Annotated in this window: 23 protein-coding genes; 12 read left to right on the top strand and 11 right to left on the bottom strand. The window is 63.8% G+C overall.

Annotated features, from left to right (window positions below; all coding sequences use genetic code 11):
• Window positions 1-46: 46 nt before the first annotated feature.
• Entirely contained in the window at window positions 47-628 is a 582-nt protein-coding gene (locus tag IGS61_RS09145) for a TetR/AcrR family transcriptional regulator (protein ID WP_230539308.1), read from the bottom strand.
• A gap of 127 nt (window positions 629-755) precedes the next feature.
• On the opposite strand from IGS61_RS09145, the gene IGS61_RS09140 reads away from it, so the two are divergent.
• The 3 genes from IGS61_RS09140 to IGS61_RS09130 all read left to right on the top strand — a co-directional run bounded on the left by IGS61_RS09140 (window position 756) and on the right by IGS61_RS09130 (window position 5,042).
• The gene (locus IGS61_RS09140; protein ID WP_230539307.1) at window positions 756-1,730 is read left to right on the top strand and encodes an SDR family oxidoreductase; all 975 of its coding nucleotides are present in this window, start codon (window positions 756-758) and stop codon (window positions 1,728-1,730) included.
• Window positions 1,731-1,733: 3 nt separating this feature from the next.
• Entirely contained in the window at window positions 1,734-2,609 is an 876-nt protein-coding gene (gene ku, locus IGS61_RS09135; protein ID WP_230539306.1) for a non-homologous end joining protein Ku, read from the top strand.
• Window positions 2,610-2,729: 120 nt separating this feature from the next.
• Entirely contained in the window at window positions 2,730-5,042 is a 2,313-nt protein-coding gene (locus IGS61_RS09130; protein WP_230539305.1) for a PAS domain S-box protein, read from the top strand.
• On the opposite strand, the gene ligD is transcribed toward IGS61_RS09130, so the two are convergent.
• Complete coding sequence (ligD, locus tag IGS61_RS09125; RefSeq protein WP_230539304.1) at window positions 5,026-7,512, bottom strand: DNA ligase D; 2,487 nt, start codon at window positions 7,510-7,512, stop codon at window positions 5,026-5,028. The two genes, IGS61_RS09130 and ligD, sit on opposite strands and share 17 nt — an antisense overlap.
• 210 nt (window positions 7,513-7,722) lie before the next feature.
• Here ligD and IGS61_RS09120 point away from each other — a divergent pair, with 210 nt between their 5' ends.
• From IGS61_RS09120 to IGS61_RS09095, 6 genes are all read left to right on the top strand, one after another.
• Window positions 7,723-8,052: a hypothetical protein gene (locus tag IGS61_RS09120; protein ID WP_230539303.1), complete on the top strand. Its 330-nt coding sequence runs from the start codon at window positions 7,723-7,725 to the stop codon at window positions 8,050-8,052.
• A gap of 222 nt (window positions 8,053-8,274) precedes the next feature.
• Window positions 8,275-8,616, top strand: coding sequence for a hypothetical protein (locus IGS61_RS09115; RefSeq protein WP_230539302.1), 342 nt, complete (start codon window positions 8,275-8,277; stop codon window positions 8,614-8,616).
• Between the two features lie 41 nt (window positions 8,617-8,657).
• Entirely contained in the window at window positions 8,658-8,996 is a 339-nt protein-coding gene (locus IGS61_RS09110; RefSeq protein ID WP_230539301.1) for a hypothetical protein, read from the top strand.
• 157 nt (window positions 8,997-9,153) lie between these two features.
• Complete coding sequence (locus IGS61_RS09105; RefSeq protein ID WP_230539300.1) at window positions 9,154-9,405, top strand: hypothetical protein; 252 nt, start codon at window positions 9,154-9,156, stop codon at window positions 9,403-9,405.
• Window positions 9,406-9,516: 111 nt separating this feature from the next.
• Window positions 9,517-9,843, top strand: a complete 327-nt coding sequence (locus tag IGS61_RS09100) for a hypothetical protein (RefSeq protein WP_230539299.1) — start codon at window positions 9,517-9,519, stop codon at window positions 9,841-9,843.
• Between the two features lie 45 nt (window positions 9,844-9,888).
• Complete coding sequence (locus tag IGS61_RS09095; protein WP_230539298.1) at window positions 9,889-10,167, top strand: hypothetical protein; 279 nt, start codon at window positions 9,889-9,891, stop codon at window positions 10,165-10,167.
• A gap of 54 nt (window positions 10,168-10,221) precedes the next feature.
• Here IGS61_RS09095 and IGS61_RS09090 read toward each other — a convergent pair whose 3' ends face one another.
• From IGS61_RS09090 to IGS61_RS09065, 6 genes are all read right to left on the bottom strand, one after another.
• Window positions 10,222-10,779 carry a fasciclin domain-containing protein gene (locus IGS61_RS09090; protein ID WP_230539297.1) on the bottom strand — a complete coding sequence of 186 codons (558 nt, stop codon included), beginning with the start codon at window positions 10,777-10,779 and terminating at the stop codon, window positions 10,222-10,224.
• A 175-nt stretch (window positions 10,780-10,954) separates the two neighbouring features.
• The gene (locus IGS61_RS09085) at window positions 10,955-12,397 is read right to left on the bottom strand and encodes an efflux transporter outer membrane subunit (protein WP_230539633.1); all 1,443 of its coding nucleotides are present in this window, start codon (window positions 12,395-12,397) and stop codon (window positions 10,955-10,957) included.
• A 44-nt stretch (window positions 12,398-12,441) separates the two neighbouring features.
• Window positions 12,442-15,642 (bottom strand): efflux RND transporter permease subunit, encoded by a 3,201-nt coding sequence (locus IGS61_RS09080; protein ID WP_230539296.1) that lies wholly within the window; start codon window positions 15,640-15,642, stop codon window positions 12,442-12,444.
• A 2-nt stretch (window positions 15,643-15,644) separates the two neighbouring features.
• The gene (locus IGS61_RS09075) at window positions 15,645-16,889 is read right to left on the bottom strand and encodes an efflux RND transporter periplasmic adaptor subunit (RefSeq protein ID WP_230539295.1); all 1,245 of its coding nucleotides are present in this window, start codon (window positions 16,887-16,889) and stop codon (window positions 15,645-15,647) included.
• A 271-nt stretch (window positions 16,890-17,160) separates the two neighbouring features.
• Window positions 17,161-18,021, bottom strand: a complete 861-nt coding sequence (locus IGS61_RS09070; protein WP_230539294.1) for an alpha/beta hydrolase — start codon at window positions 18,019-18,021, stop codon at window positions 17,161-17,163.
• Window positions 18,018-18,188 (bottom strand): hypothetical protein, encoded by a 171-nt coding sequence (locus tag IGS61_RS09065; RefSeq protein ID WP_230539293.1) that lies wholly within the window; start codon window positions 18,186-18,188, stop codon window positions 18,018-18,020. The genes IGS61_RS09070 and IGS61_RS09065 overlap by 4 nt, the downstream gene beginning before the upstream one ends.
• A 190-nt stretch (window positions 18,189-18,378) precedes the next feature.
• Between IGS61_RS09065 and IGS61_RS09060 the strand changes: the two genes are divergently transcribed.
• Genes IGS61_RS09060 through IGS61_RS09050 form a run of 3 tightly spaced genes read left to right on the top strand, consistent with a single transcriptional unit; the run spans window position 18,379 to window position 20,770 of the window.
• On the top strand, window positions 18,379-19,338 hold the full coding sequence (locus tag IGS61_RS09060; protein WP_230539292.1) for a LysR family transcriptional regulator: 960 nt from the start codon (window positions 18,379-18,381) through the stop codon (window positions 19,336-19,338).
• Window positions 19,335-20,318: a D-2-hydroxyacid dehydrogenase gene (locus IGS61_RS09055; RefSeq protein ID WP_230539291.1), complete on the top strand. Its 984-nt coding sequence runs from the start codon at window positions 19,335-19,337 to the stop codon at window positions 20,316-20,318. Before IGS61_RS09060 ends, IGS61_RS09055 begins: the two co-directional genes overlap by 4 nt.
• Window positions 20,315-20,770, top strand: a complete 456-nt coding sequence (locus tag IGS61_RS09050) for a hypothetical protein (protein ID WP_230539290.1) — start codon at window positions 20,315-20,317, stop codon at window positions 20,768-20,770. Before IGS61_RS09055 ends, IGS61_RS09050 begins: the two co-directional genes overlap by 4 nt.
• 3 nt (window positions 20,771-20,773) lie before the next feature.
• Here IGS61_RS09050 and IGS61_RS09045 read toward each other — a convergent pair whose 3' ends face one another.
• The 3 genes from IGS61_RS09045 to IGS61_RS09035 form a co-directional block, all read right to left on the bottom strand.
• Window positions 20,774-21,286: a DUF1993 family protein gene (locus tag IGS61_RS09045; RefSeq protein ID WP_230539289.1), complete on the bottom strand. Its 513-nt coding sequence runs from the start codon at window positions 21,284-21,286 to the stop codon at window positions 20,774-20,776.
• A complete protein-coding gene (locus IGS61_RS09040) occupies window positions 21,283-21,747 on the bottom strand; it encodes a hypothetical protein (RefSeq protein WP_230539288.1) in 465 nt (154 codons plus the stop codon). Before IGS61_RS09040 ends, IGS61_RS09045 begins: the two co-directional genes overlap by 4 nt.
• A gap of 83 nt (window positions 21,748-21,830) precedes the next feature.
• Window positions 21,831-22,706, bottom strand: coding sequence for an alpha/beta hydrolase family esterase (locus IGS61_RS09035; protein ID WP_230539287.1), 876 nt, complete (start codon window positions 22,704-22,706; stop codon window positions 21,831-21,833).
• Window positions 22,707-22,761 lie beyond the last annotated feature (55 nt).

Here is a 22,761-nt window from a genome sequence, read left to right as displayed (position 1 = left end):
AACCGAAGCCTATCATGCGACGAGGCCGGCTGACAGGGGGAAGTGCTCAGTCTGGCAGCAATTGCGCCTTCACGGCGTCGAGGATTTCCGCCGACAGCGCCTCGTCATCGATTGCGCGTGCCAGCACCATGGCGCCCACCATGGCGGAAAACGTGGTGATCGCCTGCTGGCGCTGCCGCTCCTGCGTACCATCCGGGGCGCCGTCGGGCAGCAAGCCCTGCAGCAAGGCGAACTGCTGCCGCGTGGCTTGCGTGAACGCGGGACGCGCGCCGGGCGACATGCGCGCCACATCGACGCCCATGGCCGCCGCCGGGCAGCCGCCGCCGGGCTGGTCGCGGTGGCGGGTGCTCAGGTAGCTGTCGACAATGGCCGGCAACGCCCGCTGCGGGTCGCTGGCCACCTTCGCCCGCCAGCCTTCCAGCGACTTATTCAAGGCATGCTGGCACGCTTCGATCATCAAGTCTTCCTTGGACGCAAAATGGCCATAGAAGCCGCCATGCGTGAGACCCGCGTTCTTCATCAGGTCGGCCACGCCGATGCCGTCATAGCCCTTTTCGCGGAACAACCTGGCCGCCGTTTCGACGATGCGTTCGCGGTTCAGCGCCGCCTGTTCCCTGCTCACTTTCATGCTGCCCTCCAATATTTATGTCAATCATCATATAACTTTGCGCCTGTTTGCGCCACTCTGTTAGCAAGCGCACCGTTTGATGGGGGCGCCGCGCCGATACTGGATCTTCGTTTCCAGGGAGGCCAGCATGAACGAGAACAAGGACCAGTCCGCCGGTAACTTGCAGCGCGCCGTCCAGCAGGAGCAGGATGGACGTGATGCCGGCAAGCCAGGCCAGGAAAGCAGGCAGCCCGTGCAGACGGGCCAGCGCGGCCAGCCGGCCCCGCCCCTGCCCGCCCAGCACCTGGACAAGCCAGGCATCGAAGCGCAGATGGCATTGAAACCGCGCTTCCTGGCGCCCGACTATTGCGGCAGCGGCAAGCTGGCCGGCATGGTGGCCGTCATCACGGGCGGCGATTCGGGCATCGGCCGCGCCGTGGCCGTGCTGTACGCGCGCGAAGGGGCCGATGTCGCCATCATTTATCTGAACGAACACGCGGACGCCAACGAAACCAAGCGCTACGTGGAAGCGGAAGGCCAGAGCTGCCTGTTGATTGCCGGCGACGTGCGCGACCAGGGCTTTTGCCAGCAAGCCGTCAGCCAGGTGCTGGAACGTTTCACGCACATCGACGTGCTGGTCAACAACTCCGCCTTCCAGGAACACGCGGAATCGCTGCTCGACCTGAGCGAGGAACGCTTCGACCTGACCATGAAAACCAATGTGTACGGCTACTTTCACATGGCCAAGGCCGTGCTGCCCCATTTGCAGCGGGGCGCGGCCATCATCAACACGGGTTCCGTGACGGGCTTGCAGGGCTCGAAACACCTGCTCGACTATTCCACCACCAAGGGTGCCATCCATGCGTTTACCATGGCGCTGGCCGGCAACCTGCTCGACAAGGGCATCCGCGTCAACGCCATCGCCCCGGGGCCCGTCTGGACGCCGCTCAATCCGGCCGACAAGACGCCGGAAGAAATCCGGCAATTCGGCGCCGACACGGACATGCGCCGTCCGGCCCAGCCAGAGGAACTGTCGCCCGCCTACGTCTTTTTAGCCTCGCCCGCCTGTTCCAGCTACATCACGGGCATCGTCCTGCCCGTCACCGGCAGCGTGGGAGCATAAGCGATGGCGCGCGCACTGTGGAAAGGCGCCATCAGCTTCGGCCTCGTGCACATCCCCGTCGAGCTGATTTCAGCCAGTCTCGACCATGAACTGGACTTGTCCATGCTGGACCGGCGCGACTTCGCGCCCATCGGCTACAAGCGCTACAACAAGCAGACGGGTGAGGAAGTCGAGTGGGACGACATCGTCAAGGGCTATGAATACAAGACGGACGAATACGTGGTGCTGTCCGACGAGGATTTAAGGCAGGCGAACGTCAAGGCCACGCAAACCATCGACATAGACACCTTTGTCGACGCGGCCGAGGTGCCGCTGACCTTTTACGCGCACCCGTATTACGTGCTGCCCGCCAAGGGCGGCGAGAAAGTCTATGCGCTGCTGCGCGAAACCTTGCGCAAGGCCAATAAAGTGGCTATCGCCAGCGTAGTCATGCGCACCAAGCAGCATCTGTGCGCGCTCGTCTGCGTCGGCGACGCCATCGTGCTCAACACCTTGCGCTACGCCGATGAGCTCCGCCCCACGGACGACCTGGACTTACCCGGCAACACCCTGAAGGCGGCGGGTATTTCCGACAAGGAACTCAAGATGGCCCTGTCCCTGGTGGAAGGCATGAGCGAAGCGTGGGAACCGGAGCAATACCACGACAGCTACCGCGAAGACGTGCTGGCGCTGGTCAAGAAGAAAATCAAGGCGAAACAGACCAAGACCATCACCGCGCCCGCGCCCACGCCGGAAGAAGAGCACGGCAGCAACGTGATCGACCTGGTCGCCCTGCTGCAGCAAAGCCTGGGCAAGAAGGCGCCCGCCGCGCCGGCCCGCAAGCGTCCTGCCTCGTCCGCCGCCCGCAAAACGGCGTCCGCCAGGCGCAAGGCGGCCTGAGGCACGCCCCACGCCACCGAGAATAGTCAAGACTATAAATGCATTGACTTTGATCAAGCTTCTCGCTACGTTATGCACAGGCCTGCCAGCCGGCAAGCCCTGTCTCGCGTGCGGAAAAAAATGGATGCCGAGTTAGATCAGCTTATCCTCAGCGGCGCCCCTGGCGGCGTCGTCATCACGAACGAAGAGCATGCCGTCGTGCGCTGGACGGTGGGTGCCCAGCGCATTTTCGGCTATGCCAGCGACGAGGCGCTGGGACGCACGCTGTGGGAGCTGATCTCGCTGCCGGGACAAGCCGAAGCGGCCCTGCTGATCGACGAACAGCTGACCCTGCACGGCAGCTATGACCGCGAATCGCTGCGGCGGCGCAAGGATGGCGAACTTATCCACGTCGATGTGGCATGCCAGACCGCACAGGCCGGGGCGGACGGCCCCCGCTACCTGATTTCCACCATGAAGGACACGACCTTGCTGAAGGCGGCGCGCGACGCCCAGTTCGTCGAGGTGCGCTACCGCGTGCTGTTCGAATCGACGCCGGACAGCGTCATCATGGTCAATGCCACGGGCGCCATCGTGCTGGCCAACCAGCAGGCACAGCGCCTGTTCGGCTACGCGGAAGGCGAATTGAACGGCAGGCAAATCGATAGCCTGCTGCCGCAACGCCTGCGCCATTCGCACGTGGCGCACCGCGCGCGCTATTTCGACCAGCCGCGCACGCGCACCATGGGCGCCGACCTGGAATTGCTGGGTTTGCGCAAGGACAACGTCGAGTTCCCCGTCGAAATCAGCCTGTCGCCCATCCAGACGGAGATCGGCACCTTCGTCATCAGCGCCATCCGCGACGTCAGCGACCGCCGCCGGGCCGAACAGAAGTTCCGCGGCCTGCTCGAATCGGCGCCGGACGCCATCGTCATCGTCAACGGCGACGGCGAGATCGTGCTCGTCAACTCGCAGACGGAACGCCTGTTCGGCTACTCGCGCGCGGAGTTGCTCGGGCGCAATGTGGAAGTGCTGATCCCGGCCCGCTACGCGCACGACCATCCGCGCCACCGCCATGCATTTTCCACGGCGCCGCGGGCCCGCTCCATGGGTGCGGGCCTGGAACTGTACGGCTTGCGCCGCGACGGCACCGAGTTTCCCGTCGAAATCAGCCTGTCGCCGCTGGAAACGGACGAAGGCGTGCTCGTTTCGTCGGCCATCCGCGACATCTCCGAGCGCAAGCGCATCGAACGCACGCTCAACGAACAGAAAGTCGAACTCGAGCGGGCCAGCCAGGCGAAGGACCGTTTCCTCACCAGCATGTCGCACGAACTGCGCACGCCGCTGAACGCCATCCTCGGCTTTGCCCAGCTGCTGGCCAACGAATCCCTGCCCGCGACCGTGCTGCAAAAACGCACCTTCGTGCAAAACATCGTCACCTCGGGCCGCCATTTGCTCACCCTGATCAATGAAATCCTCGACCTGGCGAAGATCGAATCAGGCAGCCTGAGCCTGTCGATGGAAGCGGTGACGCTGCCCGCGCTGATCGAGGAAGTGCGCGTGATGGTGGAAGAACAGGCGCAGCAGCGCCAGATCCACCTGATCTTTCCAGCCTGCGAAGCGCTGACGCTCAGGGCCGACCATACGCGCCTCAAGCAAGTGCTGCTGAACCTGCTGTCGAACGCCATCAAGTACAACCGCCCGGCCGGCAAGGTGGAGCTGGAAATCTCGCAGCCCGATGCACTGTGCGTGCGCATCGCCATCCGCGACACGGGCAAGGGCCTGGACGACGCGCAGATGGCCGAACTGTTCCAGCCGTTTAACCGCCTGGGACAGGAGGCCGGCAGCGAAGAAGGCACGGGCATCGGCCTGGTCGTCACCAAGCGCCTGGTCGAACTGATGGGCGGACGCATGGGCGTGCACAGCTGCCTTGGCGAGGGCAGCGTGTTCTGGATCGAACTCGACACCATGGCCGCGCCGCCAGAGAGCATGCCGCTGGACACGGAGGGGCTGGCCGAGCCTGCCGGCGGAGCCGGGGACGATGCCAGCGGCCAGGCCCTGCTGCTGTACGTGGAAGACAATCCGGCCAGCCTGCGGCTGGTGGAAGACATCGTCAGCTTCCTGCCCCATCTGCGCATGATCTCGGCCACCGACGCGCGCCAGGGCATCGCGCTGGCGCTGGAACGCCGCCCCGACGTCATTTTGATGGACATCAACCTGCCCGGCATGAATGGCAACCAGGCACAGCGCATCCTGCGCAACGATCCGCGCACGGCGCACATCCCCGTCATCGCGCTGACGGCCAATGCCATGAAGGGCGACATCCGGCACGGCCTGGCCGCGGGCTTTTTCCGCTACCTGACCAAACCCGTCGAGATTCCCCAGCTTAACGCCGCCATCGACGAAGCGCTGCAGCTGGCGCGCGCCACCCTGCCGTTCAAGCCGGCGGACTGAAACCGAGCTTTTGCATGGCCCCATCGATGGCCCTGGCGCTGCGCGCATAGCCAGCCCAGGGCGCATTGCCCACGTCGAGGCGGCTGTGGACGTTGCCGACAGTCCACTGATCGCCCGCCTTCAGCTGGTCGAGTTCCTCCCAGGCCAGCGGCACGGAAATGCCCAGCCCCGAGCGCGTGCGGGCCGACCACGCGCATACGGTGGTGGCGCCCCGCCCATTGCGCAGATAATCGATGAAAATCTTGCCGACCCGGTTAGCCGGCCCGCTTTTCAGCACAAAACGCTGGGGAATGAGCTGCGCCATGTGCGCCACGATGGCTTGCGAAAACGCCTTGACCGTATCCCAGTCGTGTTTCGGGCGGATCGGCACGACCACGTGCAAGCCCTTGCCGCCGCTGGTTTTCAGCCAGGCGGGCAAGCCCAGCTCCGTCAGGAAGGCGCGCAGCAGCACGGCCGCCTCGCGGATGGCGGGCCAGGCCACGCCCTTGCCCGGGTCCAGGTCGAACACCAGGCGGTTCGGCGTGTCGTAGGCGCTGGCCAGCGCGTTTTGCGTGTGAAATTCCACCACATTCCACTGCGCCGCCGACAGCAAGCCCTGTACGCTGCCCACTTCCAGCATGGGCGCATGCTCGGGATCGAGGCCGGGATCGAGCTGTTTGACGCCGGGCATGGTGGACGTGTCCGCATGCTTCTGGAAAAACAATTCTCCGCCCACGCCGGCCGGCGCGCGCACCAGCGACACGGGGCGCCCCCGCAAATGCACGAGCATCAGCTTGCCCACCAGCGCGTAATAGCGCACCAGGTCGATCTTCGTGGCGCCGCTGTCCCGGTCGATCACCCTGTCCGCGTGGCTGACCTTGAAACTGGCCGGCAGGACGCTGTCCGCCGCCTCATCGTGCTTGTGCATGCTCTTCTCCCTGGTCCGATCGCTTCGCTGTGGCCGCTCCCGCACGATGGCGGCCGGCTGTTTGTCCTGGCGCAAGCCGTGAAACACGGCATGGCGCACGGCGCCGCCGCTGGTCCATTGCGCGAAGCTCACTTCGGCCACCAGCTGCGGCTTGACCCAGATGGGCCGGCGCACGCCGCCCGCCTGGCCTTCAAACGGACTCGTATCAACGGTGAGCGCCCCGAGACGCTGCCGCAAGTCGCGCAAGGCCGCATCGTCAAAGCCGCTGCCCACGTTGCCCGCATAGCGCAGTTTTCCCTGGTCATCGTGCACGCCCAGCAGCAGCGACCCGATGCCTTCGCGCGCGCCTTGCGGCGCCGTATAGCCGCCGATGACGAATTCCTGGCGCAGCCCGCATTTGAGCTTGATCCAGTCGCCGGAACGCCGCGTGACGTAGGGCGAACCGCGCCGCTTGCCAATCACGCCTTCCAGCCCCAGACGGCAGGCGTGGGCCAGCAGTTGCTGCGGCGCAGCATCGAGCGCCGCGCTGAAGCGCACCTGGGGAGAAGTTGGCAAGCGCTGCAGCAGCCCTTGCAGCAAGGCCCTGCGCGCCTCGACGGGCTGGCCGCGCAAGTCATGGCCATCGAAATACGGCACGTCGAACAGGTAATACACGATCGCGCTGGTGCTGTCCGCGTCGAATGCGCGCTGCAAGGCGCCAAAATCCGGCTGGCCGCCGGCGTCGTTGACGACGATTTCGCCGTCATACCAGCCAGGCGGCAAGCCCAGCTGTTCCAGCGCCTGCAGCAGTTGCGGCAGCTTGGCCGTCCAGTCGTTGCCATTGCGCGTCATCAGGCTGACCCGTTCGCCATCGCAACGCGCAAGGATGCGGTAGCCGTCGAATTTCGCCTCGAAAATCCAGTCTTGCGCGTCCGGCGGCGGCGCATCGACGAGCGTGGCGAGCTGCGGCGACAGGGTGCTGGGCAAAGCGGCATCGGGCGGTGCGGCAGCCGCCTTGCGCGCGGGCAGGGCCTGGTGCTTGACGCTGGCGGGGAACTCGTCGACGACGGAAAATGCGACGGCCGGCCGGGCAAACGCGTCTTTTTCCTTGATAAGCAGCCAGGCCGGCTGCTTTTCATCCTTGCCCCGCATGCGCACCAGCACCCAGTTTCCATGCATCTTGTGGCCATAGAGGGTGAATTTCAGCTCGCCGGCAGCCAGCGCGGCGCGCGCATCGGGCGTGGTCGCCTGCGGCTGCCACGTGCCCTTGTCCCAGATGATGACCTTGCCCGCGCCATACTGTTTTTCGGGGATCGTGCCTTCAAAGCTGGCGTAGGCAATGGGGTGGTCTTCCACCTGCACGGCCATGCGCTTGTCGCGCGGGTCGTAGCTGGGCCCTTTCGGCACGGCCCAGCTTTTCAGCGTGCCATCGAGTTCCAGGCGAAAATCGTAGTGCAAGCGGCTGGCCCAGTGCTTCTGGATCACGAAGGAGAGCCCGTCGCCCGCTTCCTCGCCGCCCTCCGCGGGCTCGGGCGTGACGGCGAAATTGCGCTTGGCTTGATAGGTTTTCAGGGCGGCTTTCATGGCGGACCCATGCGGTGACGATGGCATCGAGTCTAGTCCGCCAGGGGCTGGGGTGCGGTACGCCAGCTAACAGAGTGCCTGTCCGGGCAAATGTAAGTGTTTGTAATTGACGAAAATCCTGTCAACGCAATTGCCGCACGGCGCGTTTTTGGCTCAGTGACAGGGGATTGATCTCCTGAACTACAACCCCACTTCTCGAGGAACTGCATCATGAAAAAACGCACTGTCAACATTGTCGCTACTCTGATCGCCGGCTTGTTCGCTACCGCAGCCTTTGCTCAAACCCCAGCACCAGCAGCGCCGGCCAAGGCCGAAGCCAAGCACACCAAGGAAGTGGCTAAAGCAGAAGCCAAAGAAACCAAGGCCGTCGTGAAAGCCGATGCGAAAGAAGCCGCCGTCGCTGCAGACGCCAAAGCCGATGTCGCCAGCGCCAAGGCTGATGCCAAAGCCACCAAGGCCAAAGCCCATCACAAAGCGAAAAAAGCCAAGGCCAAGGCTGACGAAGCCAAAACTGAAGCGACCGCAGCAGCAGCCAAATAATCGGCTCCGCGCGTTTTCCGCGCCGCACAAAAAGACAGCTTCGGCTGTCTTTTTTCGTTTTCATGCCCGCATCACGCAGCAACAGCCGATAAAACACCTGATTGTAAGAAAGTGTAAACGAGGTCAACGGTAAGCTTCCGGGGCGCGTTTTATGCTCAGTGACACGGGAATCATCCCGGCACCAACAGACATACCAGACAAACCACCACTGAGGACTGCACCATGAAAAAAGTAATTGCTACCCTGATCGCCGGCCTGTTCGCCACCGCAGCCTTTGCCCAGACCCCAGCAGCGCCAGCAGCGCCCGCCAAAGTGGAAGCGGCCCACGCCAAGGCCGTCGTGAAAGCCGATGCCAAGGAAGCGCAAGCCGTCGTGAAAGCGGACGCGAAAGAAGCGAAAGCCGTCGTCGCCGCGAAAACGGACGTCGCCAGCGCTAAAACGGAAGCGGCCGCCACCAAGGCCAAGGCCCATCACAAAGCCAAGCACACCAAAGCCAAGGCTGACGAAAAGCTGGCTTCGGCCACCGCCGCCGCACCGGCGCCAGCGCCAGCAGCAGCCAAGTAATCACCGACACACCATCACTTACCACTCGCCAGGAAAATAAAATGAAAAAAGTCATCGCCACCCTCGTCGCCAGCCTGTTCGCTACCGCCGCCTTCGCGCAAACCCCTGCCGCTCCGGCAGCATCGGTACCCGCCAAGGCGGAAGCGGCCCACACGAAAGCCGTAGCAAAAGCGGAAGCCAAGGAAACCAAGGCCGTCGTGAAAGCCGATGCGAAAGAAGCGGTCGCCGCCGCCGACGCGAAAGCCGACGTCGCCAGCGCCAAGGCCGATGCGAAAGCCACCAAGGCCAAGGCCCATCACAAGGCAAGCAAAGCCAAAGTGAAAGCGGACGCAGCGAAAGCGGCAGAAGCCGTTCCGGCGGCACCAGCACCAGCGAAGTAATCGCGGCAGTCGCCACGCGAGCGCGTCCGCCGGGTCTGCGCTTGCGCGGCTGTTTCGCCCGCAATACCAGGGACAGCTTCGGCTGTCCTTTTTGCATGGCGCGCCTTCATGCGAACGTCATCGAACAGGCCAGCTTGCGCGCGACATAGCGGCGCACTTGAGCGACACTGGCACTCCGGCCATCGGCGCCGTGGACCGCGACGCCGACAGCTACGGCTACTTCTCGTACGCGAAGACGCAGGACATCGGGGGACAGCAGATTGACGTGCACTTCGCCCCGGGCAATGGCGGCAACAAGATCTATGTGATACCGGCGCGCCGTATGCTCGTGAGCATCGCTTCCAGCGCCTACGGCAAGGGTTACGGACAACGCCGTTCGGAAGACATCCTGAAGGCGGATACGCGGTAGTTGTAAGCGTTTGTAATGAGCGTCAACGCCAGCGTCCGGGGGCGCGTTTTATGCTCAGTGACACGGGAATCATCCCGGCACGCCAGACAAACCACCACTGAGGACTGCACCATGAAAAAAGCAATTGCTACCCTGATCGCCGGCCTGTTCGCTACCGCTGCCTTTGCCCAGACGCCCGCAGCGCCAGCAGCGCCCGCCAAAGTGGAAGCGGCCCACACCAAGGCCGTCGTGAAAGCCGACGCCAAGGAAGCGCAAGCCGTCGTGAAAGCGGACGCGAAAGAAGCGAAAGCCGTCGTCGCCGCGAAAACGGAAGTGGCCAGCGCCAAGACGGAAGCTGCCGCTACCAAGGCCAAGGCGCATCACACGGCGAAAAAAACCAAAGCCAAAGCAGATGCGAAACTGGCATCGGCCACCGCCGAAGCGGCACCAGCCAAGTAATTTCTTCACACTGCACTCACCCGAAAAAACACCAAGGATCTCATCATGAAAAAAGTTATTGCCACCCTGATCGCCACCCTGTTCGCCACCGCCGCTTTCGCACAGACGCCAGCAGCGCCAGCAGCGCCGGCAGCGCCGGCCGCTCCAGCAGCTTCCGCCGCAGCCGTTGCACCTGCAGCCAAAGCCGAAGCGCCAGCCGCCGCCGTCAAGCCAGCGACGCACAAGAAAGCCAAGCATCACAAGGCGAAGAAAGCGGCTACTGGAGAGAAGGCAGTTCCAGCCACGCCGGCAGCTTCCGCACCGGCAGCAGCGCCAGCCAAGTAATCGAGGCCGCAACAACAAAAAGACAGGGTTTCCCCTGTCTTTTTTTTCGTCCATTTATTTTGGCATCAGCACCGTGTCGATGACATTGATCACGCCATTCGATTGATATACATCATAGGTGCTGATGTTGGCGCTGTTGCCGCCCTCATCCATCACGACGATGTTGTGCATGCCGTTCATGGCGAACATCAGCTTGCCCCCGCTGGCCGTGGGCAAGGTGGCTTTACCGTCATGCATCTTGATTTCCTTGGCCAGCGCCTTGAAGTCGTATTTGCCCGGCACCACGTGGTAGGTGAGGATTTTCGTCAGGGTCGCCTTGCTTTCCGGCTTGACCAGGGTCTCGACGGTGCCGGCCGGCAGCTTGCCAAACGCCGCATTCGTCGGCGCGAACACGGTAAACGGCCCCTTGCCTTTCAGGGTGTCGACCAGCCCGGCCGCCTTGACGGCGGCGACCAGGGTCGTGTGGTCGGCCGAATTGACGGCGTTGTCGACGATGTCCTTGCTCGGATACATGCTCTGGCCGCCCACCATGGTGCTCATGTCGGCGGCAAAAGGGGCGCTGGCGGCCAGCATGGAGGTGATGAAAAGAGCTGCGGGAACGATGGTGCGCATGGTGATATCTCCTGGATGACTGCATTTGCGTGATTGCACGAGTATTTACGCGGCCTGTCCGCAAACGGATTCAACTGGTTTCAACAAAAAAAACGGCGCCGTGCAGATGCACGACGCCGTTTTCATGATGTTTTCCTCTCCGCGGGCCGGGAATGCCAGCCCGCGGTGCCGGAAATCAGTTGGCCGCGACCTGCGGCTCCGTCTCGCCCCAGCCGCCGCCCAGGGCGCGGATCAGCGCCACCGTGGTGACGGCGCGGTTGCCGCGCAATTGCACGGCGTTGCGCTCGATGGCCGCCAGGTTGCGCTGCGCGTCGAGCAGGTCCAGGTAGCTGGAACGGCCCGCGTCGTACAGCTTTTGCGCCAGGTCGGCCGAGCGGCGCGCCGACACGACGGCTTCGTCGATCTGCTGCGTCTGGCCCGACAGGATGCGCAGGCCGGCCAGGTTGTCTTCCACCTCGGCGAAGGCCACCAGCACGCTCTGGCGATACGTGGCCACCGATTCTTCCAGCTGCGCTTCGCTGCGCGTCACGGCAGCCTTGTTGCGGCCGCCGTCGATGATGGGCATCGACATCAGGGCGCCCAGCAGCCAGGAGCGGCTGCTCCACTTGAAGATATCCGAGAAGGTGTCGGACGCGCCGCCGCCGGAAGCGTTCAGGCTCAAGGCGGGGAACATGGCCGATTTCGCCACGCCGATGCGCGCATTCGACGCTTCCATGGTGCGCTGCGCCGACGCGATGTCGGGACGGCGCTCCAGCAAGGACGATGGCATGCCGGCCGGGATCACGGGCAGAAAGCCGCTGTCCTGCAGCGGGTTGACGCCCGCCGTGAAGCTGGCGGCCGGTTTGCCCAGCAGGACGGCCAGCGCATGCTCGCCGGTGGCGCGCTGGCGCTGCAGGCCGATGGCTTCGGCGCGCACGGTCGACAGCTCCGTGCGGGCACGCGACAGATCGAATTCGCCGATGTCGCCCAGATCGTAGCGGCGCTGGTTCACATGCACGCTTTCCTCGCGCAGGCGCACCGTCTGTTCCAGGGTCGCCAGCTCGGCGTCCGTGGCGCGCAGCTGGAAGTAGGTTTGCGCCACGTCAGCCTGCAGCGACAGCAGCACCGAGCGGTAAGTCGCTTCCACGGCCAGCGCATCGCTGCGCGAGGCGCTGACATTCGATGCCACCCGGCCGAACAGGTCGACTTCGTAGCTGGCCGTCAGGCTGGCCTGGTAGACGTTGGTCGCCGCCACCGGCGCGCCGTTCGGCAAGCCGAGCGACACGGCGGAAGCGCGGTTGCGCTGGCCGCCCACGTTCACGCCCACTTGCGGGATGCGGTCCGCTTCGGCGATGCCGGCAATGGCCCTCGCCTGCTTGACGCGGGCGGCGGCCACCGCCAGGTTGGCATTCGCCTGCGTGGCCTCATTAATCAGGCTAGTCAAGGCCGGATCATTGAAGGCCAGCCACCACTCGCCGCGCGCCTGGCGCTCGGCTGGCACGCCCTGCTTCCAGCGCGTGCCGTCCGCCGCCGTCTGCACGGCCGGCGTTTGCGCTTCCTTGAACGCAGCCGGCGTCTCGATCTGCGGCTGCTTGAACTCGGGCGCCGCGCAGGCGGCCAGCAACACGGCTGCGGCCATGGCGCTCAAGACGGGCGCCGCGCGCCGGATGATTGCATTGGTTTTCAATATATATCTCCTTCCAGGTTCAATGCTGGCGCAGCAGTTGGCTTGGCGGCAGCATCGGCTGGTTTTTTCTCAAAACGCTGCGCCAGGGTGCGCAGCAGAACATAGAACACGGGCGTCAGGAACAGGCCGAAGAAGGTCACGCCCAGCATGCCGGCGAACACCGCCACGCCCATCGCATGGCGCATTTCCGAACCGGCGCCGTGCGAGAACACCAGGGGCACCACGCCCATGATGAAGGCGATCGACGTCATCAGGATCGGACGCAGACGCAGACGGCACGCTTCCAGCGCCGCTTGCACGACGGTGCGGCCATGCTCTTCCAGTTCGCGGGCAAATTCCACGATCAGGATCGCATTCTTCGACGCCAGCCCCACCAGCACGAACAGCGCGATCTGGGTGAACACGTTGTTGTCGCCGCCGGTCAATTTGACGCCCAACAAGGCGCACAGGATCGACATCGGCACGATCAGGATCACGGCCAGCGGCAGGGTCCAGCTTTCGTACTGGGCGGCGAGCACCAGGAACACCAGCAGCACGCACAGGGGGAACACATAGATCATCGTATTGCCGGACAAGATGTCCTGGTAGGTCAGCTCCGTCCATTCATACGAAATCCCCTGCGGCAGCACTTCCTTGGCAATGCGTTCCAGTGCGGCTTGCGCCTGGCCGCTCGACACGCCAGGGGCGGCGCCGCCGTTGAAATCGGCTGCGGCATACGCGTTGTAGCGCTGCACGCGGTCAGGACCGTAACTATCCTTGACGCGCATCAACGACGACAGCGGGATCATTTCGCCTTTGTCATTACGGACTTTGAGCTGCGCGATATCCTGGGCATGTGAACGGAAAGCCGCATCGGCTTGCACGCGCACCTGGTAGGTGCGGCCAAACTGATTGAAGTCATTCACGTACAGCGAACCGAGGTTGATCTGCAAGGTCTGGTAAATCGTTTGCAGTTGCACGCCCATCTGCTTGGCTTTTACACGGTCGACGTCGGCGAACAGCTGCGGCACGTTGATCTGGTAGCCCGAGAACACGCCCGCCAGTTCCGGCGTCTGGTAGGCCTTGGCGGCCAGCGCCTGGGTGGCGTTGTACAGCGCGTCGTAACCGAGGTTGCCGCGGTCTTCGATCATCATCTTGAAGCCGCCGATGGTGCCGAGGCCATTCACAGGCGGTGGCGGGAAGACCATGATGAAGGCGTCCTGGATGCCGCCCAGGCGCTTGTTGATCTCGGCCGCGATGGCGCCGCCCGACAATTCCTTGCTGCCGCGTTCATCGAACGGCTTCAGGGTGGCGAAGACGATGCCGGCGTTCGGCGCATTGGTGAAGTCGTTGATCGACAGGCCGGGGAAGGCGATGGTCGATTCGACGCCGGGCACCGACTTGATGACGTCGGACATGCGGCGCACGACATCTTCCGTGCGGTCCAGCGAAGCGGCGTCGGGCAATTGCGCAAAGCCCACCAGGTATTGCTTGTCCTGCGCCGGCACGAAGCCGGCCGGCACGGACTTGAAGGTGAAGATGGCGGCAACGACCAGCAGCGCATACACGCCCAGCGAGGCGCTCTTGCGGCCCAACACGCCCTTCACGCCCGCTTCGTAGCGGTGCGAAGCGCGGCCGAAGAAGCGGTTGAACCAGGCGAAGAAGCGGCCGAAGACCAAGTCCATGCCGCGCGTCAGTGCGTCTTTCGGCGCATCGTGCGGTTTCAGGAGAGCGGCCGACAGGGCCGGCGCCAGGGTCAGCGAGCTGAAAGCGGAGATCACGGTCGAAATGGCGATGGTCAGCGCGAACTGGCGGTAGAACTCGCCCGACAGGCCGGGCACGAAGGCGATCGGCACGAACACGGCGCACAGCACCAGGGCGATGGCGACGATAGGGCCGCTGACCTCTTTCATGGCCTGGATGGTGGCGTCGCGCGGCGAGAGGCCTTCCTCGATGTTGCGCTCGACGTTCTCCACCACCACGATGGCGTCATCGACGACGATACCGATGGCCAGCACGAGACCGAACAGCGACAAGGTGTTGATCGAGAAGCCGAAGCCCAGCATCACGGCAAAGGTGCCGACAATCGACACGGGAACGGCCAGCAGCGGAATGATCGATGCGCGCCAGGTTTGCAGGAAGATGATCACCACCAGCACCACCAGGGCGATGGCCTCCAGCAGGGTGTGGATCACGGCTTCGATGGACGAACGCACGAATTGCGTGGGGTCGTACTCGATGCGGTATTCCACGCCTTGCGGGAAGTCTTTTTTCAGCTCTTCCATCTTGGAACGCACGTCGGAAGACAGTTGCAGCGCGTTGGCATTCGGTGCCTCGAAAATACCCATGCCGACGGCCGGATTATTGTTCAGCAGCGAACGCAGCGAGTAGCTGTTGGCGCCCATTTCCACGCGCGCCACGTCCTTCAGGTGCGTGACGGCGCCGTCTGCATTCGTGCGCACGATGATGGCGCCGAATTCCTCGGGCGTCTGCAGGCGGCCCTGGGTATTGACGGTCAGCTGGAAGTCCGAGTTTTTCGCTGGCGAAGCGCCGATGACACCTGCAGCCACCTGCACGTTCTGCTCGCGGATGGCGTCGACGACGTCATTGGCCGTCATGCCGCGCGCCGCTACCTTTTGCGGGTCGAGCCAGATGCGCATGGCATAGTCGCCGGCGCCGAAGATCTGGATGTCGCCCATGCCGGGCAAACGGGCCAACTGGTCCTTGACGTTCAGCACCGCGTAGTTACGCAGGTACATATCGTCATAGCGCTTGTTCGGCGAGACCAGGTGCACGACCATGGTCAGATTCGGCGACGATTTCACCGTCGTCACGCCGATCTGGCGCACCTCCTCGGGCAGGCGCGGCAAGGCGCGCTGCACGCGGTTCTGCACCTGCGTTTCGGCCTGCTCGACGTTGGTGCCGATCTTGAAGGTCACGGTCAGCATCATCGCGCCGTCGGACGTGTTTTGCGAGGACATGTAGAGCATGTTCTCGACGCCGTTGATCTGCTCTTCGAGCGGCGCGGCCACGGTTTCGGCGATCACTTTCGGGTTGGCGCCCGGGTATTGCGCGCGCACCACCACGGATGGCGGCACGACATCGGGATATTCGGAGATGGGCAGGCCGAAAATCGACAGCAGCCCGGCCACGAATATGACAATCGACAGCACCGCCGCGAAAATCGGCTTGTCGATGAAAAAGCGGGAAAAATTCATGTTTATTCCTTGGAAGTCGATGCTGCTTTCGCGGCGATCTTGGCGTCTTTTACTTCAGGTTTTGCGGGAGCGACGGGCGCGGTCGGGTCGAAATCCATCGCCACCATCTGCGGCGTCACGGGCGCGCCGGGGCGCACGCGCTGCAAGCCGTTGACGACGATTTTTTCGCCCGCCTTCAAGCCTTCGCGCACCACGCGCAAGCCGTCCGAGGTCGGGCCCAGCTTGACGGCGCGGTATTCGGCCTTGTTGTCGGCGCCTACCACGTAGACGTATTTGCGGCTCTGGTCCGTGCCGACGGCGCGGTCGCTGATCAACAGGGCCGTGCTTTGCGCCTGCGGCCCGTTGCCGCCGTCGAGCTGGATGCGCGCGAACAGGCCCGGCACCAGCTGGCGCTCGGCGTTGGCGAAGGTGGCGCGCATGCGCACGCTGCCCGTGGCCGGGTCGAGCTGGTTGTCGACGAATTCCAGCTTGCCTTCGTGCGGGAAGCCCGTTTCGTTGGCCAGGCCCACCTTGACGGTGACGGGCGTGCCCTTTTGCGCCGTGCCGGCCACGCGCAGATACGTGTCTTCATCGCCGTCGAAGCTGGCGTAGATGCGGTCCGTCGACACCACCGAAGTCAGAATGGCGGAAGCGTCGATCAGGTTGCCGACGGTGATTTCCGCCTTGCTGACGCGGCCGCTGATCGGCGCCTGCACCTGCGTGTACGACAGGTTCAGCCTGGCCGCTTCATACGCGGCTTGCGCCGAGCGGACATTCGCGTCCAGCTCTTTCAGGCCCGAGGCCTTTTCATCGAATTCGCGCTGGGCGATGGCTTTTTCGGCCAGCAGCTTTTCAGCGCGCGACAGTTCCAGCTTGGCCAGTTCCGCCTTGGCGCGGGCCGAGGCAGCCGTGCCTTCGGCGCGCGACACTTCAGCCTGGAAGGGGCGCGGATCGATGACGAACAGCACGTCGCCCTTTTTGACTTCGCTGCCCGGCTTGAAGTTGACGGCCGTGATGAAGCCGCCGACACGCGAGCGGATTTCCACGCGCTCGATCGCTTCCAGGCGACCCGAGAATTCCTGCGTTTCCGTAATCTGTTTTTCCACGACGGCGGCGGCCGAGATGGGCGGGCCGCCGGCTGCGGGCGCGTCGGGCACCTTGCTGTTGGCCGAATCGCAGCCGGCCAGGCTCACGGCCACCAGACCTGCCAGCGCGAGCGAGGCAGCCAGGGGCTTCAGCAGAGTGGAAAATTGTTGAACGTTTTTCATTTTATTTCCCTGTTTTATGAAAATTTCTAATGGTATGGGCGGCAGGAAGCAACCCAGCTTAAAAAGTGAATGGTGGTGCCATGGCGCCCGACGGCGCTCGATCAAAGGTAAACAGGCCGCCAGCTGCTTGAAAGCGGACGGGGACGACGAAGCTGGCTGTGCGAACGCACAACGCAGACAGGATGGGAACTACACTGCGTAGTGTAGCAACCGAAACTCAAAAAGTAAACTGATTAGTGTAAGTTTTTTTGCGGTGCCGCGGATGGCGGCTTTATGACTCGGGCTCTTGCCCCAGTCCGGCGACGAAACTGCTAATTTCGCTCAATACCTGCACCTTGCAGGCGCATTCATTACGGGCGGTGGCGTCTTGCAGCGGCGCGGCGGCCATGCGCCGCACGGTGGTCTTGATGCCGCAGGCGATCAATTTGCTGCCGTATTGTTCAGCCTCGTCGCGCAATGGGTCGTCTTCGCTGGACAATATCAAGGCTGGCGGCAGGTTCTTCAGGCGGCTCGACTGCAATGGCGACGCGTACGGATGGGTACGGTCAGCGGCATTCGGCAGGTAGCCGCGGTAGGCGGCGGCGCACTGGTCCGCCACTTCCGCCAGGTCAGGACAACTGGGCAAACTGCGCATCGAGCAGGTCGACAGGCCGGGGTCGAGCATGGGCATGATCAGCACCTGGCCCGCGAGGGGCGGTCCGCCCCGGTCGCGCGACATCATGGCGCACACGGCAGCAAGGTTGGCGCCCGCTTCGATGCCCGATACCACCATCTGCTTGCCCGTCCAGCCCAGCTTGGACTTGTTCTTTTTTGCCCACAGCAGCACGGCATGCGCGTCTTCCACGGCGGCGGGGAATGGCCGCACCTTCGCCAAGGTATAGTTCGCAGCCAGCACCACGTGGTCCGGGTTGCTCAGCACGAGGCAGCGCAGGAAGTCGTCCGCGTCTTCCAGGTCGCCATCGACAAAGCCGCCGCCATGGAAGAAGACCATCAGGTTCGGCTGTTTGGCGCCCGGCACGCCGGCCGTGTAGACGCGCGCGCCGAGCGCATCCTGCGCGCCCTGCACCTGGATGTCGCGTATCTTCAGCGCCTGGCCAGGTGCCAGTTCAGCCGCGGCGTCGGCAAACGTCATTGCGCCACCACCGGCTGCACGGCAGCATCGCGCACCGTGTCGTTCAGGCACAACAGGGCGACGCCGCCCACTTCATGGGTCAGGGCGCTATATCCGCTGGCTTCGCTTTGCGCCGCCGACGAGTAGGCATCCGTCGATACCATCGCGGCCAGAGCGAGCGAGCTCATAGCGAGAGCAAGCACTGCAAAGATTCCATTCCGGTGACCCATGATATTTCTCCTGTGAACTTCCTGCGGCAATCACATTTATGCTGCAGTACAACAACTATAGACTTGATCTACAATCTGATAAAGAGTGCAATGCCGAATTGATTGTTCAGGATTCTGAATAATCACGCAGAAAGTGATAGGAAATCAAGTGAACAAGCTGCAAGCCATGGAAGTCTTCATCCAAGTCGTCGACGCGGGCGGCTTTACGCGCGCGGCGGAAAACATGCAGCTGCCGAAAGCCACCGTGTCGACCCTGATCCAGTCGCTGGAAGCGAGCCTGTCGGTCAAGTTGCTCAACCGCACCACGCGCCACGTCAGCATCACGTCCGATGGCGCCGCGTATTACGAGCGCTGCGTGCGCATTCTGTCGGACGTGCGCGAGGCCGAGGAATCGCTGTCGCGCACGCGCCTGAGCCCCAGCGGGCGGCTGCGCGTGGATGCGCCGACAGCCCTGGCCAGCGAACTGATCATCCCCGCCCTGCCCGACTTTTTTGCCCGCTACCCGGACATCTCGCTGGAACTCGGTTGCAGCGACCGCCCCGTCGACCTGATCGAGGAAGGCGTCGATTGCGCCGTGCGCGGCGGAGAATTGGGCGACCTGAACCTGATCGCGCGCCGGGTCGGCGTGCTGCATTTCATTACCTGCGCCGCGCCCGGCTACCTGGCGCGCCACGGCACGCCGCAGCACCCGAACGACCTGGCGCAGCACCGGGGCGTGAATTTTTTCTCTGCCAAGACGGGCAAGACCTTCGAGTGGGATTTCACGCGCGCCGGTGAACGCATCCAGATGTCCATGCCCAGCCATATCGCCCTGAACGACTCGAACGCCTACGCGGCCGCCGGCCTGGCGGGCCTGGGCATCGTGCAAATGACGCATTTCATGCTTGCGCCGCTGCTGGAACAGGGCAAAATGGTGGAATTGCTCAGTGAATGGGAATCCGACCCGCTGCCCATCCACGTGATCTATCCGCCCAACCGCCACCTGTCCGCCAAGGTGCGCGTGTTCGTCGAATGGGTCGCCGACATGTTTACCAACCACCCGGCCACGCAACTGAAGGGCAAGAGCACCCTGCCCGCGCGTGCCGCCCTGACCGAGGCCCAGCCATGACCGCAGCAAGCACACCACCGCACCTGCACCCGCACCGCATCGTCTTTCTCGACCGCGACAGCCTGATCGCCACCGTGCGCCCGCCCGCCTTCGCCCACAGCTGGGAAGAGTTTCCGCACACCAAGGGCAGCGAGCAGACAGTTTCTCGTCTGCAAGGCGCCAGCATCGCCATCACCAATAAAGTGCCGCTGCGCGCGGCCGAGCTGGCGCACCTGCCCGATCTGAAGATGATCGCCGTGGCCGCCACGGGCACGGACATCCTCGACCTGGCCGCCTGCCGCGAGCGGGGCATTATCGTGGCGAATATCCGCGACTATGCGCGCGCCACCGTGCCCGAGCACACCTTGGCCCTGATGCTGGCCCTGCGCCGCCAGCTCATCGCCTACCGCGCGGACGTGGAAGCGGGCCTGTGGCAGGCGTCGGACCGCTTCTGCCTGTTCGGCCACCCGATCCGCGACCTGGCGGGCAGCCGCCTGGGTCTGCTCGGCTACGGCGCGCTGGGCAAGTCCGTGGCGCAACTGGGGCGCGCCTTCGGCATGCAGGTGATCGTCCACAACCGTTCCCCGATCCAGGAAGACGGCGTCAAGGAAGTGAGTTTTGACGAACTGCTGGCCACCTCCGACGTACTGAGCCTGCACCTGCCCTTGACGGACAAGACGCGCAACATCATCGGCGCGAAGGAACTGGCGCGTATGCAGCCGACGTCCCTGCTGATCAACACGGCGCGGGGCGGCCTCGTCGATGAAGCGGCGCTGGCCGACGCATTGACCCGTGGCGTAATCGCCGGCGCCGGCTTCGACGTGCTGTCGAAGGAACCGCCCCTGCCCGACAACCCGCTGTTGAACTTGCGGCTGCCCAACTTCATCCTTACGCCCCACACGGCCTGGGCCAGTGGTGAAGCCATGCAAAAGCTGGCTGACATATTGATCGGCAATATCGAAGCGTTCGAACGGGGCGTTCCCGTGAACGTGGTGGCATGAGCGTCTTGCAGGAACTCGATGAACTGCTGGGGCTGGATGGCGACGAGTACGACCGCCTCGACCTGTTTCAGGAGGCGGATGAGCTGATCGGGCAACTGCGGACGGCCGACGTGCCCGCGCTGCTGGCCTTGTGGCCGCAGCGCAGCCTGTGCTGGCAGCAACGTTTCACGCAAGCGAGCAGTTCCATCGACGGCGCCGTGCTGCGCGCGCTGCTGGCCGGTTTGCTGCAGATCAAGGAGGCCACCCACGGCGTGCTTGAATTGATGTCGCGCCTGCCTGCGACAGCCGACGCCTCTGCGCTCAGCGACGCGCTGCTCGATTACGCCGAGCAAGCCTGGCATGCGGATCAGGGGCGGCGCCGGCAAATCCAGATCAGTTGCTGGAGCTGCGGGCTGTCGGGCCGGCTGCTGAAGCGGCTGGAGCTGTCAGCATGGAAGGAAGCGGGGCTGTAACCACTACGGCGCGGCAGGGCGCTCGAATGAAAATCCCGGCGCATACGCATGATAACCGTCGAAATCGCCCTTGCCGATGGCGGCACCTTGGCTGCGCGCAATCGCATACGCCATGCTGAAATGAAAATAGAAATTCGGCAGGATGTACAGACTCAGGTACTCATCGGCCGGCAGCACGATGTCGGCGAAGCCGGCGCGGTCGCGGCAGATGCGGTCAGGCGGCCCGTCAAAGCGTTCCGCGGGGATGGCCTTGATGTAGCGCATGGTCTGCGCGATCTGTTCCTGCAGGCTGGCGGCGCCGCTGAAATCGGCCACCTCCAGCCCCGCCAGCGGGCAGCAGCCGCGCAGGGAAAAGCTCACGGCTGCGCGCACTTGCTGGGCGAACGGCAGCATGTCCGGATGCAGCCGCGCCGCCAGCAGCTGTGGCGCCGTGCCGGTCTTGTCGAGCATGGCGGAAAGCTGCGCCAGCGAGCGGCAAAAGACGGTGGCGGGGTTGATCTGCATCATGTCCGTCATGCCACGCCTTCCTGCTCGGCCACTTTCTTCAGCACACGGATAAGCCTGCGTTCATGGCGGCCCACGGCGTCCCAGTCCCACGCGTCGGGCGAACCGAATGCCGGGTAATGGGGTTGCCATTTTTCCGCGCGCTTCTGCGAATTGGCGCCCACGTTCGACGCCAGGCCCTTGCCGCTGGAGAGGCGCAGATACACGCGGATGACGCCCCAGCCTTCGCACACATAACGATACGTGAGGCCGCCGCACTGGGCCGGGTCGAGCGCGATGCGGGTCGGGGCAAACTGCCCGGCCATGTCCGCGTAATGGACGGCCAGGAGCACGTCGCTGGCCCCATCTGCCTCCAGCCTGGCCGCATACGCGCACAGCTCGGCCGGCGAGCGGAAATGCAGCGTTTCCTGTTCCGGCTCCGAATACGCCTGCGCCACGGATGCGCCGGGCTTGGCAAAGATCGCCTCGGCCATGGCCGCGATACCTGCTGTTGATAATCCCACTGTGCCTGCCTTTCCTGTTGGGTTACGCCATGCGCCGCCATCCTAGCATGGCGTCAGCGCCGATGGCGGCTGAAAAATTCCCACATTACCTCATTCGCATCGATGGCGCGCGTGGTCTTGCCGATGGGTAGGCCAACATTGAAGGCATCGGCGCCGGGCCACGTGTGGCCGCCTTCCTTGACGGTGAGCAAGGCCACACTGGCCCCGCCAGCGCCCTGCTCCAGCCAAGTCACTTGCGTGGCGTCGCCGGCAGGAGCCGGCATCAGGCGCGGCAGCGGTACGGCGCCGTCGATGCCGTTGTGCCTGCGCCAGTAATCGAACGTGTCCTCGGCCGACAGATAGCTGGCGGCCTTGCCCTCGAACAGCACCACCTTGTCGGCCGTGCCCTGTATCAGCAGCATGCCAACCTTGTCCTTCTGCTTGTGATGCTGCCGCACGGGTTCCGGCATGGGCGCGCCCACCGAGGCGACGGCGGCGAACTGCTGCGGCAACTCGGCTGCCAGGCGCAAGGCGAAAAAGCCGCCGCGCGACAGGCCCGTCGCATACACGCGCTTGTCATCGATGCGGTAATCCTGCTTGAGTTTGCTCAATATCGCTTGCGTAAAACCGACGTCGTCCGTGCCCGCCAGGTAATCCATGCCGAAGCCTACGTTCCAGTCTTGCTTGATGCCTTGCGGATACACAACGATGAACTGGTGGCGCTCGGCCGTCTTGTTCATCTGCGTGTACAGCATCTGTTCCGCCATGCTCATGCCGCCGCCATGGAAATTGAAGACGACGGGAAAGGTCTTCTGAGGCTGGCTTTGATAAGCCTCCGGCGTGTAGACGATGTAGCGGCGTTTATCTTCCTTGTGGACGAGGCTGCTAACTTGCGCCAGAACAGGGATGCTGGTGCACGCCAGCACCAGCAGGCTGATAAGAAATTTCATGCGGTTTTCTCCGTTAATCAAGAGCTTGCAGCTTATGCAGGCGCCGGTGAAATCG

The sequence above is a fragment of the Janthinobacterium sp. FW305-129 genome (assembly GCF_020858115.1).
In the GTDB taxonomy this organism is placed as follows: Bacteria; Pseudomonadota; Gammaproteobacteria; order Burkholderiales; family Burkholderiaceae_D; genus Janthinobacterium.
Note: the sequence above shows the minus strand (reverse complement) of the source record. Positions and strands in the feature narration are given on the sequence as shown.